Below are 14,898 nucleotides of genomic sequence, written 5' to 3' on the forward strand. Positions count from 1 at the left end.
TGCCAGTCAACAATGAAGGTGACTTTCCATTGTGCGAGTATCAGGGGTGTGTCTTGACACAGGATGGTGCCCTTCTTGATCCGCGGACGGGTCGGGTAAATCGGCGATGCAAAATCGAGATTGGTGACCATGTACCTAGCGAGAATGGTGTTGATACATTGCTCAAGACAAACTCAGATCTGCAGGCACGAATCGACGGTCAGCCATGGCGAATCAGACAGTGCTGTGGTTTCCAGTACTATGGAACGCTAACAGCTGAATTGATATTCGATGCATCAATTCTAAAACATACTGAACTCAGATTGAATCGCATTCAAGCGACTCTGCAAGAACGCAGAATGACGATCGCGGGCTTTGCTGACGATTGGTCGGTGCGGCTTATCAAGGGAATGCTGATCTTCGTCGCTCGCGACCTGCACCCGGATCCCACTCACCAACACGATTGTGGAGACATGGAACATGGATGCTTGAATGTCCGTCACAGGTTAATGGTGCTGAGAGACCGTGATCTCTCCCTTGAGTATAGTGAAGAGCTGGGGAACTATGCATACGGGCGCCCTATCTGGAGCAATGGAGGTCTCGTTGGCATCAGCCTGATGACACGGAATCAGTATCGATACTCGCTGCGCGGCGCCAATCTGCTCAGAGTTTATGCATTTAACACATAAAGATTACGCTAATTACCACGGGGTGGCCCGACCCCCGGTTTCTTCAGAACGCTCTGACAACGAGTAAGGCCACATGAACCATGAATGGGACAATGATACGAAAAGTCTTCAGGGGATGGCGATGGAAAGTCGGATGCGTGACGCTGCTGCTGGCATGCGCATCTGCGACGGCATGGATCCGCAGCTACTATCACTTTGATGTTTGCGTAGTTCAGTCGCCGTGGGCTGTTTGTGCTCTGATGTCAAACTCTGACGGAGCGGGGTTTTCGATTATCAGTCCGTCTGAACCGATGGAAGTCCCATTCGGTGTGATCTGGCCTCAGAGTATTGGCGGCGCGAAAGAAGAACCCCTTTGCCGAGAGGGGTTTGATTGGTACACAGATTTCTGCGGAATCACGCTTGCCGTAGATACCGAGCCGGATCAAGTGCTTAGAATCATCGTCGTTCCATTGGCGATGCTAACAATAGCGACAACCCTTGCTTCTGCTTGGTTTCTTCTCTCAGTATCGCAGGGTGGCCCGACCGCCTGTTCACGGGCGGTTGGGTCGCGGAGCGACATGATGTGATACCCTGAGTGTTCCCTTTTTTGGGAGCACCGCATGCAGATTCCCTCTGTTCACCATGGTTGAAAGACGCGTTGACGACACTGAGAAGCAGATCCACTTCGTGACGTTCTCGCGCGACAAGAGGCGCAAGCACCTGCCTGCATCTACACTTCGCGTTATAGAGGTGAGACCATAATGGCGATCAATTTAAGAACAATGACAAAAAAAGAGCTGCGTCCGTATCTTCAAGCGTATAGACGATTCTTCGAAGGATGGACCGAAGTGGGAGGGGAAGGCTTCTTAAGAATCTCGGGGCCGGTTGCACAGCAAGTTTGGTTCGAGAGGCTGTCAGGTGGAGCTTACAGACCTGCCACGGCGGTATCTGTTTTGGTCGCGAAACATTCAGGTATGCTGTTCAGCTTTCTTGACTATCCATTGAGAGAAGTGTTTCCCCGTGATCACGATTCGAAATTTGAAAGAGTTTGTAAAGCGATGCGGGAACAGTTTGTCCCTTCAATTGCTTCTCCACTGAACGCGATCGAAGTTTGTCACTTTTCTGAAAAGTCTGCTATTGAGACAATTCCGGATGCGCACACACTTGTTGCACTAAATGCCTACTTAGGCAGATTTGCTTCGGCACAAAAGTTTCTGGATATATTCAGACGACTTACGCACAACGGAAAGGACTTGCCCGATTATTTCGAAGAACGATTTCGGGCCGTAAACGCAATTCAAGAGGCTCTTCAGAGGGGGAACGTGAAGGAAGTTCTTGACGAAGTTCGGCATTCGGAACAATGCCGCCTTTTGAAAGACGCTCGTCAACCACCAATTCCCAGACGCATAGATAAATGCTGAAAGGAGCATGTTTTCAGCTGCGCCGTTTATGAGGATTCGCTTGGGACAGTTGCAAGCTCTGATCTGCAATCCGCCAAGTGTCGATTGATTTACCGAACCACCTGGCAGGCACGCGACTACGGATTCCACATTGGGTCGCGGGCCAAGATGGAAGAAAAACGGGACAACATGCACAGGAATCCCGCTCGGGCCGGGTTGGTGGAACGAGCCAGGGACTGGCCGTGGAGTTCGGATCACTGGTACCTTGAAAAGAAATCTGTTGGTTTATCGATTCGGTGGCCGCCTGGTTTGGAAGCGGATGATGAATTGACCACGGATCTGTAATGGCCGGCCGTCGAGATTGCATCTTGTGCCTCCGGCACCCGACCGCCCTCAACAGGCGGTCGGGCCACCCAGCGAGGTTATGGGAACTTAAATCGGGATTCTATGAAATGGCATCGCCTCCTATACATAAAATACGTGAAGGGTACAATTGAGATGTATAGCATACTTAAATCACATACAACGCTTGCAGCACCTCCTGACTACAATGTCATGAACAACCATAATGTTGCTGCAATATTCCTCGCTTCTGTGATAGCTGGCGTCGTCATCGCCTTGATTCTAAGGAAAAACATCTCGCCCCAGACCGCCGCTGGTGTATTATATACTGTTTTACTTATTATTCTTGGCGTTATTCTGCAAAGCGACGAATTCTCGGTACTCCTGTCACGTAACGACGCGGTTCAGTACATTCTCTTTCATATCTGCATTCTATTCTCCGTTGCGGCCTGCCTCACGTGGCTCATTTGTTGGGATTCACAGAGATTAAAAGAAAAGAATGCCCGGAACAGCAAAATACGTAAGGGGAGTTGACTGAAGCCTTGAAGCCTCCTCACCATGAGGGACAAAAGGGAACACAACAAAATTCAAAACAGGACGGGGAGAGATTGTAACTGACCAGGGCCCTAATTGAAGCAACTGGCGAGGTAATGCAAGATACATACTCATCGAGGTGACGAATGCGACAGTCTTCTGTGCTGTTTGGGTATCAGTGGCGCAGGGTGATTGACTCCACCGAACCCATCTGGCAGGCACGCGACTACGATTCGACATTGGGTCGCGGGCCAAGGTGAAAGAAAAACGGGGCTCCATGCACATGAATCCCGTTCGGCCCGGGTTGGTGGAACCAGCCAGGGACTGGCGGTGGAGTTCGGCTCGCTGGCACTTTGAACAGAAAGCTTTTGGTTGACCGATTCGGTAACCGTCTGGTTTGGAAGCGGATGATGTTGAGCACGAATGTGCAATGGCCAGCCAACGGTATTGCATCTTGTGCCTCCGGCACCCAACCGCCCTCAACATGCGGTCGGGCCACCCCGCGCGGAATGGCACCCCGTAACCTGTATTGAGTTCTCACATGAGGTGGAGATCAGAGGAAGCCGACGTGGACGTCGGCGATCCCGGGACCGCCGACGTCCACGTCGGCACGAACGGATGAGGGTCACCCAAACCTGCTCGGACGTCGAAGAGCCTGTTGATAAGCCAGAGCACAGGAAGTTCAAACGGCACCCAACCTCCCCCGAAAAGTCGGTCGGGCCACCCAGCGTTGTCCTTCATTCTATCTGTAATTCACTTCGACAGTTTTCACGAATGACGCACTCCACTTGCCATCCTTACTAAGCTCAAACTGCGTTGACCCTTTTACACTGGCGGGAACGACGTCCGTTAGGTCGATCTCCTGTCTCTTGAGTGCTTCGTCGCCTTCGTCAACCCATTTAACCACTACAGTCTTTGGGATTTTGTCTTGCCATCCATAAATCGCATTCTTCTGCGAGCCTGGCGCGAACGTCCCATGTAAAGGTTGTGCAACATCGAAACCTTCCCATGCTGTAACTACAATGGTAGTGTCCGAGGAATTCAGCACTGAAAAATGCCCGGAAAACGAACTAGAATTATAGCATCCAATGTTTGTGAGCGACTGTAGCAACACAGCCAGAAGCACTCCAGAACGCCAGCGCTTCTCATTATTCACCATATTTAAATCTCTCTCTTTAATGAGGGGTCACCACGATGTCGAGATTCTCTAGGGCGAATCTCATCGGATGATATCTGAGTTATGTTCTAATTGACATTGTAATCACAATTTGAGTTAATCGGTCGACTGTTGTTGGCACTCGGATTGCAAAGCAACCAAAATAATAGCAGTGAAGCAACATCGATGAGATTGTAGTTGATTCGAGCGTAGGCAATGCTTCGAATATTTCTGTCTATCCGGGATTATTGTGGGTCGAGATTGAGTCCTCCGCAGGGAGCCCGACCTCCTGTTCAGGGCGGCTGGGTCGCGAAGCGACATGATGTGATACCGTGAGTGTTCCCTTTTTTGGATCACATCACGCAGTTTCTTTCTGTCTACCGTGGTTGAAAGACGCGTTTACGACACTGGGGAGCAGTTTCACGTCGTGACGTTCTCGTGCGACAAAAGGCGCGAGCACCTACGGCATCATCAGATGAAGTCCGCAACCTCGCTCCGAACGACGCTTTCCTGCCACCCCGCAGGTTCATTAGAGGCGAGACGCGACCTGTGTTAGGCGCTCAGCTTCGATCCCTCTTGTTGCATGGCAACCCAGACGTCTAAAGCGACGTCTGGGCCACCCCGTCACCCGCCACCCCGCCTGTAATCCGGTTGTTGCCCTTTGATTGCGTACGCCCTCATCTGGAAAGCTGCCAGTTTTTGCTCTCGCCACGACTCACACCGCGACAACACCTCTTGACGTTTTTTATAGACCATGTAACATAAATATCGCACGGCCTTGGCAGGGAGGGCGAGATTGGTGCTGCCTGCAATGCCTGATCCGGTTTCGTCCGGATGACGGGCATGAAGATTCGGTGACGAGCGAGGCGCGCTGGTTTGGCCGAATGGGACTGATCTTTGTTGTGTGACGAGAAGGGGGGACCAGAAATGCCGAAGCATGCGTGGAATGACGGTACGCAGACCTTCGTTCGGGGAAATGCCGGACCACTTTTGGGCTCCCGATTAGATGCTCAAGGTGCTCAAGTTGCCCAACCTTGAGCATCTAATCCAAGCCCCTGAAAAACAGGGGTTTCGTGATTAGATGCTCAAGATGCTCACGCACGTGCAACGTGCATTTCATTTCCCCTCTGCGTGGTCAAATGCAGCTGCGGTGGGGGACTGGGAGGTTTAGGCCCCTCACGGCCGTCGGTGCGCGGAATGTTCTTTGACAACTTCATGATGAGAGACTGCCGACACCGCTCGGGGTGAGTCCGACGAGATTGTGCCGAGCGTCATGTGGATCTGCTGCTCCACCATCGCGCGATATTTTCCCCCCTGACTCATCAGTTCCGCGTGGCTCCCCGTCTGACTGATCCGGCCGTTTTCCATGACGACGATCAGATCCGCGCTGGAAATCGTGCTGAGGCGGTGAGCGATGACGAAGCTGGTGCGGCCTTGCATTAGTTTGGCCAGACTTTCCTGAATCAGGCGTTCGCTCTCGGTATCGAGATTGCTGGTCGCTTCGTCCAGAATCAGCAGCCGGGGGTCCGCCAGAATGGCACGAGCGATGGCCAGACGCTGGCGTTGTCCGCCGCTGAGGCGAACGCCTCGTTCGCCGATCACGGTCTGCAGGCCGTCATGCTGTCGGTCAATAAATTCTGCGGCGTTTGCGGCTTCGGCCGCGGCACGAATTTCCTGAGGGGTCGCATCGCGTCGCGCGTACGAAATGTTCTGGCTGATGGTTCCGTCGAACAGGAAGACGTCCTGTTCAACGACGCCGAGCAGCGACCGAAACGATTCGACGTCGTAGTCACGCAGGTCCCGTCCATCGAGTGTGACCTGTCCCGAAGTCGGATCATAGAAGCGGGCGACCAGATTACTGAGAGTTGTCTTGCCCGCACCGCTCGGGCCGACCAAGGCCACGGTCTGTCCCGCACGAACCCGCAGATTGACATCACTCAGTGCAGGGGCTTCCGTACCGGGGTATGTGAATGAGACGTCCTTGAACTCGACCTCGCCAGCAATCTGCTGGCGGTCCGCTTTTACAGAATGGGACGACGCGGGCATCTCGCGCGGCTCCTGCAGCAGGTCGAGAACGCGATCGAGTCCGCTGAGGCTATTCTGAAATTGTGTAGCGCTTTGGGCGAGTGTGGCGAGTGGCTCGAGCAGCATCAGTAGGTAGACCAGAAACATCATCAGGTCACCGACGGTCATGTGTCCATCGAGAACTCGCCAGCCACCGTAGAACAGCAGACCCGCGCTGGAGATCGGGATCAGTGTTTCCCAGACCATTTCAATGAACCGCATCCACCACCACGCATACAGTTCCTGCCGGGCCATCAGATTGTTTTCCGTGGTGAAGCGGGCGGCTTCCCGCTTCTGCCGGCTGAAGGCGCGAACGATCCTCATTCCGGCAAACGCTTCGGTGGCGCCAGCATCGATCTGCTCACGCTGTTTGCGAATCACGCGAAACTGCGGGCGGATACTGTTGATCCAGGCCCGGTGTGTGAAATAGACCGTGGGAAGCAGAACAAAGGCCCCCAACAGCAAAGTCCAGTCAACCCAGGCAAGAATGAACAGACTACCTGCCAACTGGATGATGGCTCGCCAGGGATTAAACAACATCCCGAAAACGAGTTCCCCGACACTCCCTCCATCTTCCCGCAGGATCGAGGCGACTCCACCTGACCGAATTTCCTGAATGCGATGCAGGGGGAGACGAATCGCATGCTCGAAGACCTGTCGTCGCAGGTTGAGCTGGATCTGCTTCGAGATTTTGGTGGCGTACCAGCGCCCCCAGACATGCACGGCGATCTTCATCAACGAGACAGCGGCAACGGCCACGACGGTCAGTAACAGCAACCGGCGAGGATTTTCCAGTGAGGGAACCCGCTGCAGCACCCAGTCGGGCAGCCGTCTGCCGGTGAGGCCGTAGTCGATGATGAATTTTGTCCCGGCAGGGGGGAGCAAGCCGATGAGTGTCGCAATCGTCACGGAAACCAGGATCCAGATGAGTTGCCACCGGAACGGTTTGAGGAGTTTGAAAAACTCCCAGACGAGTTGCGGAGCTGAGCGGACGCGGTCTTTTGCACTTCGCTCATGACCGGAGGAATGAATTCCTCCGCTGGGCAATTCTTTGTCTTTGACCTGTCGCCGGTAAAGCTCAAAGCGGGATCGGCTTCCTCCGAGCGATTTCGCTTCGTTCGTGGAAGCGGTGGTCCGATCTGAGACAACGGGCGTCGTAGATTCCGTCGAGTGATTTTGCATACTGGATTGTAAACTGAAAGATGATCAGGTCGAGTCGCCCGCGAGAGATTTCTGTCCGATACGCTCTGTCAGAGGTGCTGCCCATGAGTTTAGTCCGAAACCGATTCGCATCCTGGATTGTCGCGGGTGCTGTCGCTTGTGTCTGGTTTGTTGCGACAAACATCGCCCATGCGGCGGAACGCCCGCCAAATGTGGTCATGCTGATCGGTGACGACATGGGCTGGACCGACTATGGGTTTATGGGACATGAGGTCGTCAAGACCCCGCATATCGATCGGCTTGCAGAAGAAGGAGCGTTATTTCCCAACGGATACGTGCCGACATCCCTGTGTCGCGCCAGTCTGGCGACGTTGCTGACGGGCCTGTACGCCAGCCAGCACAAGATCTGCTGTAACGATCCACCGCAGGGGATTGACCGCAGCGAGATGTTGCCGTTCCTCGGCAAGGCCGCGACGATTCCACGGCGATTGAAAGATCAGGGGTATGAGAGCCTGCAAACGGGGAAGTTCTGGGAGGGGCATTTCTCGAACGGCGGGTTCACTCAGGGAATGACGACCAAAGGGCGACATGGCGACGACGGCCTGGTGATCGGCAGACAGACCATGCAGCCGATTTATGACTTCATCACAGCATGTGGCGAGAAGCCGTTTTTCGTCTGGTACGCACCGATGCTGCCTCATGAGCCGCACAATCCGCCGCAGCGCATCCTGGATAAATACCTGTCGCCTGATCGGGATCTGAGAAAGGCGAAGTACTGGGCAATGTGCGAGTGGTTTGATGAGACCTGCGGCCAACTGGTGAACTGGCTGGATGAGCATGGATATAAGGAAAATACACTCATCGTCTATGTGGTCGATAATGGCTGGCTGCAGACGAACGGTCCCGTCAGACAGGGGGACCAGTTTCTGACACGAAGTAAGAATACGCCCTATGAAGATGGCGTGCGGACTCCCATCATCTTCCGGCGGCCCGGCTGGATTACCCCCGGTCGCCGAACGGAACTGGTCTCAACCATCGATCTTGCCCCGACGATTCTGGCCGCCTGCAACGCCTGGCCTGCCGACTCAATGCCCGGACTGAACCTGCTGCCGCTGATTCGTGAAGGTCAGCCCATCAATCGGAGCGACGTCTACGGCGAGATTTACCTGCACGACTGTGTCGAGTTGGGCAAACCGGGACTGAGCGTGACACACCGCTGGATTCGACAGGCTGAATGGAAGCTGATTGTTCCCACTCAACCGGATGCGGCCCCCGAACTGTATCACGTAACGGAGGATCCTCATGAAAAGCGGAACGAGGCCGCCAGGTTTCCGGAGCGGGTCGAGCAATTGACCACTCTTTTGAACGAACGATGGAATCCAAAGAAAGATGTCGTGAAGACGAATCGCTGAGCACGTGCGTCCCGATCGCGATCAGTGCGACAGAGCGGGCGTATGGGAAGTTACGGACGGAACCGGATGAATCGACCTGATTCTCAACACTTCTACGACCTCAAGATCTCATGATCGAACGGACCGAGAGTGAGTCAGTCCAGTTCCACGACGACCATGGTATGAACATCCAGCCGGGGAACGGTGACGGTTACTCCTTCAGGCGTTTTTTCGGGTTTGAGATCAAGTCCATCCGGTTCCAGGTGGATTCGGCGGACCTGGTACTGAGGTGATAACGTCACTTTGATGTCGTGAATGGGAACCACTTCTTCCCGCAGCGGCACATCGTCATTGGGAAAGGCATGTGCCGCTGTGGTGTTGAGATCACTGTAAAGATGCACGATCAGTCGAGTCCGATTTTCATCCTGTTGCCGCATGACCGTGGAATGGACGCACATCGGTGCTTTAATCGTCACGGGTTGAGGAGCGGAGGCGGCCCACTGGATTGCATGGGCTAAGGCGAGACGTTGATAAGGATAAGCATACAGGTAATAGCCGGCATCGAGTCCCGCCGCGAAGTAGACAACCCGGCCTTTTCCGTGAGTCCGCGTGACGACGGCGGGAAGTGAGGGCGAACCGGCTGCCGATTTGTCAGTAATGGTTGCGATCACTCGAGCCGCAGGATCGTGCACTTTGACTTTGACCGCGGGACCTTTGAAGGTCACCGGATCGGGACCGACATAGGTCTTCATCTTCCCCTGATTCAGAAAGGAATCCGTCTCCTGCCGGAAATCAAACACACTTTTTCGTTTTTCCCAGTAATCAGGACCGATTGAAATGGCAAAATTCACATCCAGCTCGGCGGTGGCGGGAGCAGGCCCTGCTTCGAGCAACCCGAGGTACTCCACCCCCAGAACCTCCGCAAGCGAGAATCGACTACGGGGATCGCCGTATTCATCGAACAGAGACGTATCGAGACTCGCAACGAGACCTCCTCCCTCTCGGACAAACTCGTCGATCGCGGCTGTCTGCGTCTCGTCAAGACTGGCACAGTTAGGGAGGATCAGCACACGATAACGGGACAAATCCGTTGGATTCAGGTTCCAATCGTTGATGACGGTCACAGGCAGGTGTTCCTCCTGTGCGGCACGGAACTGACCAAGCACATTCGCCATGTAGCGTTCTTCGACCTTGACTGCCGATCGGCCATAGAAATTGCGCGTATTGTCGGACATGACCATCGCCCCCCAGGGCTCGGGCTGCTTTTGGGTGAGCCAGGGTTTACGTCGCTGGACCTCATCCATCACCGCATAAAGTTCCTGTTGCAGATGCTTTGGTTGAATCACGGCGATGCTGGGTGAAGCTCCATAGGTCAGCGCCAGCATCATCCGCCGCTCAATCTCGTGGGGTGGGAACGAGTCTTTTCCATAGGGATTGCCGTGACTGAGGAGATAAGGTTCGCTAAAGGCAACTCGATGATTGGTCGTCGCCCAGATATAGGCGTTTGCAAAGGCGGGAACGATCGTGGTTCCTCGATTGGTTTCGTCGAGCCAGAACTCCTGATCCGGGGCATCCAGCAGCAGGTTCATCCGTGCGGGCATATTGCGGGGGATCGAAAGGAAGTGTCCCCAGCGTCCCGCGTTGGTGGTCCAGGTCACCAGACCGAGATCGGGCTTGAGTCCCTTCAGTCGAACCTGCATCCGTTGCACGAGGTTTTCCATCCGGCGATCAGCCCAATGCTGATAACGGCGAAAGGCCGGGTTGTTGAGGTCTGCATCAGGGATTTCTGATTGAGTCTCATTTCGAAAGTTCGTCCGGCAATGTTCGCAGTAGCAGACACCCCCATAGTGCAGACCATCAAAACTAAAGGCATCAACATCCGGGAATCGGGTGACGATTTCTGCGAGGATCTCGATCATGAAGTCGCCGTAGGGGCCCAGCAGACAGAGCATCCCGCCATGGGAGAATTTTTCCATGTCGATTTGAGGAATGGCTGTGGTGTTGGTGGCGATACGGCGCCAGTCGGGATGCTCTTCGTAGACCTCCGCCTGCAGGCAAGGGGGGTAGACGCCCAGGATCCGAACACCCAGACGCTTGTATTCCGCGATTTCCTGATTCAACCGCTCGGTCGGGACATGGGGGCTGCGACGCTTCAGCAGTTTGCTGTCGTAATAGGCGTAGAAAGGATCGACGAACCCCATCTCGCTGATCGTGACACCATGCCTGACGGCTTCCGTCCGCGCGGCAGCATCCATGACCGACAGCGTGTAGCCACAGCCGACTGTTTTCTGGATCCAGTCAGGGATCCTGATCTGGTGAAAGGGGGATTTTTCGAAGGGTTGCGGAGCGATCCGTGCATCCCAGATTGGATGATCGGAATCATCTGCGGAACTGACCAAGGGCAGAATGATCAGCAGACACACCACAAGCCAACGAAAGACCATCGAAAGTCTCCGACACAGTGGGGTAATGACGCTCTCTGGTTACCAGGCTGCTCAACTCTTCAGGGGAGGGAATCTCTGATCTATCCGACGATCGTAATTCTGTCGTGCAACGGCGTACTTCACAGCGGCCACAGGGGGGAATCTCAAAGCGAGCGATTCCCCCGCAAAGGCTTCGTGGAGTGCGTCGGTTTACCACGCATCTTCACCGAGTTCTTCCTGCAACTGGCACCAGCGATCTTCCGCTTCGGCCAGTTCTTTCGCCAGCGCTTCGACTTCGTTATGCAGCCTCAAAGACTCCTTTGCGTCGGTCGTCTCCATCAGTTTGGCACTGGAAGCCTTTTTCTGATCGTCCAGACGGGCGATGGTTTTTTCGATTGTGGAAAGTTCTTTGCGAACTTCCCGTTCGTTTCTCCGAGCCTCTTTCGCGGCTGGTTTCGCTACGTCGTTCGGTTTGGCAACGCCGGGAGGGAGCTTTGTACGACGAGCCGCTTCTTCACGTTCGCCGTCGTCAATTTCCTTATTCACATAATACAGGTACGCATCATAGTTCCCCGCATAGTTTGTCACACGACCGTCGCGCACTTCGATGATGTTCGTCGCCACCCGTTTCATAAAGTGGCGATCGTGGCTGGTGAAGATCACCGTTCCCTTATACGCCACGAGTGCATCGGCCAGTGCTTCGACCGTATCAACGTCCAGGTGGTTACCCGGTTCGTCGAGGACGAGGATGTTGTATTGGCTAAGGAGCAGTCCGGCGAGACACAGACGAGCCCGTTCGCCCCCGGACAGAACGCCGATTTTCTTCTGGACATGATCGTCACGGAAGAGGAGGGCTCCTGCAACGCCGAGGATTTCCTGCGACTTGGTCCCTTTGGCGGCGTTGGATTCCAGGTACTCGAGCACCGTCTGTTTTTCAGAAAGACTCGTGTAGACATGCTGAGCATAGACACCGATCTGGCAGCCATACCCCCAACGAACTTCCCCTTCAATCGGCTTCAGCGAATCGACGATTGTTCTCAGGAACGTCGTTTTTCCCTGACCGTTGTCCCCCACAATCGCAGCGCGGGAACCGTGGTCAATTTCGACTTCAATTCCACTGGAGATGGTTCTCTCGGGATAACCGATCGACAGATTCAGGGCGCGGAGGGCAGGTCCCTGTCGCGGTTCCACCTGTGGGGCACGAATTCGTGCGGTCGGATCATCCGTGGCGATGTCTGCCAGTTCGAGTCGTTCGAGCTGCTTAGTCTTGGAACGGGCCTGGTTAGCAGTACTGGCTCGCGCCTTGTTCTTGGCGATGAACTCTTCCAGGTGTTTTCGCTTGGACAACACGGCCGCGTTGGATCGTTCCAGAATTTCCCTCTGATCACGCTGGTATTCCAGAAAGGCATCGACCTTGCCGGGGAACATGGTCAATTTGCCGCGGCTCAGGTCGAGGGTGTGGGTGCATGTCGCCCCCAGGAATGCACGATCGTGCGAGACGATCAGACATCCCTCGCGATATCCGCGCAGAAAGTGTTCCAGCAGAATCTGGGTTCGCAGGTCGAGGAAGTTGGTTGGTTCGTCCAGCAGCAGCAGATTCGGTTCGTGCAAGAGCAGGGCGGCGAGTTTCACTCGCGTCTGCCATCCCCCCGACAGTTTCGAGATCGGCCCCTCAAGGTAGGCCCCTTTGAGTTCGAACTGGCCGGCAACCTCGCCGCATTTCCAGTCGGGCTGGCCACTGTCCCGCATCAGAAACTCTTGAGCCGTCTCACCGGGCAGAAAGGGATCGTGCTGACGGAGGTAGCCGATTCTCAGCTTGGGATGGCGGGTCACTTCGCCGGTATCCAGTTCCTCCTCACCAAGCAGGATTCTGAGCAGAGTACTCTTCCCGGCGCCGTTTCGGCCAATAAATCCATACTTCACATCTTCAGAAAGCGTTGCTTCTGCCTCATCAAGCAATACTTGATTGCCATAACTCTTCGTAGCTTTCTTAATCTGCAACAACACGGCCATCGAGAACAGATCCTTCGATACAACAAAACGTCGGCGATTCGGTCGAGCGGAATCTTAGCGAAATCTGGAACCGCGGGAGAGGGAACGGGGGAATCCTTGCAGGAAATCCGCCGTAACCGGAAAACGCCTGACAAGTGGGTGAGACACACGCGTTCCAGAGACAATGAATTTCTTCCAAGTCCCTCGACAACAGAAGCTTCGGAGCGAATGGATCGTTCGTGGCGCCTTCGCGGGTCGACGTCCCTGCACGTCGGTGCGGTTACGGGCGGGGAAAAGCGACTCAAGCAAATCTCCGCGCACGTCCGGGTGCGACGGCGAACGCAACAGAGTAGACTTTTGCGTCATTTCTCACCTTCTGCATCATCCTTCGCGGAATACACCATGCTGAACGTTTTGAAGACCGCTGATCGGGCGACGGGCTGCCAGGAAATTTCGAGAACCCGCACGACGGCCGGATCGTTCCGGCTGATTCTGATTCTGGTCTTGTCGATCTGCCAGACCGCAGCGACGGCGGGTGAATTCAAAGTTGGCACGGGAACTCGTGTGATCACTCCCGATCCGCTGCTACCTGTCTCGGGCGGAGTCGGACCGACGAAACCGGCTCGGGAGAAGCAGGGGGACCTGAAGGCACGAGCCGTGGTCTTTCAGAATGGCGAAACAGCGGTTGCCGTAGTCAGTCTGGACCTGTTGGGGTTTCCGTCTGTTCTCGGTCATCGTGTCCGGGCGAAGGTTCCGCGGATCGACCCGAAGAACATTCTGATTGGTTCGACGCATACCCATAGTGCACCCGACTGCTACGGTTTTGCCGACGGACGTGGAGGATTCACAGGCGACTTGAAGTACATGGACCTGGTCTGCGTCAAAGCGGCGGAAGCGATTAATGAAGCGCTTGATGATTTGAAGCCTGCGCGGCTGAAAATTGCCACGGACGAAGCCCAGGGGAAGATCGCCTATAACTACTATGCTCCTGACTTATACGACCGTCGCATGAGCGTAATTCAGGCCGTGGACGAAAACGGGAAGCCGATTGTCACGCTGGTCAATTATGCCATCCACCCCGAGGTACTGGGCTCTGGCATCGGGGTGCTCAGCCCTGATCTGATCGGCCCTCTGTGCGATCGCATTGAAGAGCAGACGGGAGGGACGGGGATCTTCATGAATGGAGCTCAGGGAGGGATGATTACGGCCGACAATCGAGATCTGAGCCGTCCGAAGGATCCTCAACGTGGATACTGGCATGATGACCGAACCTGGAATGAGTGTGTCCGAATCGGGCACACGATGGCCGATGAAGCACTCCGGATCGTCGCAGAAGCTCCTGTTCAGGCCGCCCCGGACCTCACTTGCCGTGCGATCGACGTCACCTTCCCGGTTGATTCGGATCTGATGTGGGCCATCATCATCACGTCACCTCTCAAGTATCCGCACAATCCGGATCACAGCATTACCACACAGATCAACCTCATCAATATCGGAAATGCTCAAGTTCTGACGATTCCCGGCGAGGCACTTCCCAATATCGGCTTCTACCTGAAACGGAAGATGCGGGGTGAGCATAACCTGCTCTTCGGATTGACGAATGACGCTTTCGGCTACATCCTGACGAAGGTCGATTTCCACAGTTTTCCGCGCTACGATTACATCAGTCGGACTTCGCTGGGAGAAATGACGGGTGAAATTCTGATTGAGCGTTCACTGGAACTGGTCGATCAGTCACCGAAACCAGGTGGAGCAAAATAGGCTCAAGTCAACCCGGTGATTCGCGAT

General features: G+C 54.8%; 9 protein-coding genes. 6 read left to right on the forward strand and 3 right to left on the reverse strand.

Translation table 11 applies throughout. The features are described from left to right. The 4 genes from VGE80_RS24365 to VGE80_RS24380 form a co-directional block, all read left to right on the forward strand. Positions 1-668: hypothetical protein (locus tag VGE80_RS24365; protein WP_440594457.1), on the forward strand; the 668-nt coding region annotated here is incomplete at its 5' end. Positions 669-741: 73 nt separating this feature from the next. Next, positions 742-867: a hypothetical protein gene (locus tag VGE80_RS24370; protein ID WP_440594458.1), complete on the forward strand. Its 126-nt coding sequence runs from the start codon at positions 742-744 to the stop codon at positions 865-867. 541 nt (positions 868-1,408) lie between these two features. Beyond that, positions 1,409-2,068: a hypothetical protein gene (locus tag VGE80_RS24375; protein ID WP_440594459.1), complete on the forward strand. Its 660-nt coding sequence runs from the start codon at positions 1,409-1,411 to the stop codon at positions 2,066-2,068. Positions 2,069-2,152: 84 nt separating this feature from the next. Further along, positions 2,153-2,392 (forward strand): hypothetical protein, encoded by a 240-nt coding sequence (locus tag VGE80_RS24380; protein WP_440594460.1) that lies wholly within the window; start codon positions 2,153-2,155, stop codon positions 2,390-2,392. A 2,863-nt stretch (positions 2,393-5,255) separates the two neighbouring features. Here the strand turns inward: VGE80_RS24380 and VGE80_RS24385 are convergent. Further along, positions 5,256-7,325, reverse strand: coding sequence for an ABC transporter ATP-binding protein (locus VGE80_RS24385; protein ID WP_440594461.1), 2,070 nt, complete (start codon positions 7,323-7,325; stop codon positions 5,256-5,258). A gap of 83 nt (positions 7,326-7,408) precedes the next feature. Here VGE80_RS24385 and VGE80_RS24390 point away from each other — a divergent pair, with 83 nt between their 5' ends. Beyond that, complete coding sequence (locus VGE80_RS24390; protein ID WP_440594462.1) at positions 7,409-8,716, forward strand: sulfatase family protein; 1,308 nt, start codon at positions 7,409-7,411, stop codon at positions 8,714-8,716. Between the two features lie 134 nt (positions 8,717-8,850). On the opposite strand, the gene VGE80_RS24395 is transcribed toward VGE80_RS24390, so the two are convergent. Both VGE80_RS24395 and VGE80_RS24400 read right to left on the reverse strand, forming a co-directional pair. Further along, the gene (locus tag VGE80_RS24395) at positions 8,851-11,139 is read right to left on the reverse strand and encodes a ThuA domain-containing protein (RefSeq protein ID WP_440594463.1); all 2,289 of its coding nucleotides are present in this window, start codon (positions 11,137-11,139) and stop codon (positions 8,851-8,853) included. A gap of 189 nt (positions 11,140-11,328) precedes the next feature. Continuing rightward, a complete protein-coding gene (locus tag VGE80_RS24400; RefSeq protein ID WP_397569256.1) occupies positions 11,329-13,131 on the reverse strand; it encodes an ABC-F family ATP-binding cassette domain-containing protein in 1,803 nt (600 codons plus the stop codon). Between the two features lie 381 nt (positions 13,132-13,512). Between VGE80_RS24400 and VGE80_RS24405 the strand changes: the two genes are divergently transcribed. Next, positions 13,513-14,871 (forward strand): hypothetical protein, encoded by a 1,359-nt coding sequence (locus VGE80_RS24405; RefSeq protein WP_373653024.1) that lies wholly within the window; start codon positions 13,513-13,515, stop codon positions 14,869-14,871. Positions 14,872-14,898: the final 27 nt, after the last annotated feature.

Source organism: Schlesneria sp. (genome assembly GCF_036405755.1).
GTDB lineage: Bacteria > Planctomycetota > Planctomycetia > Planctomycetales > Planctomycetaceae > Schlesneria > Schlesneria sphaerica.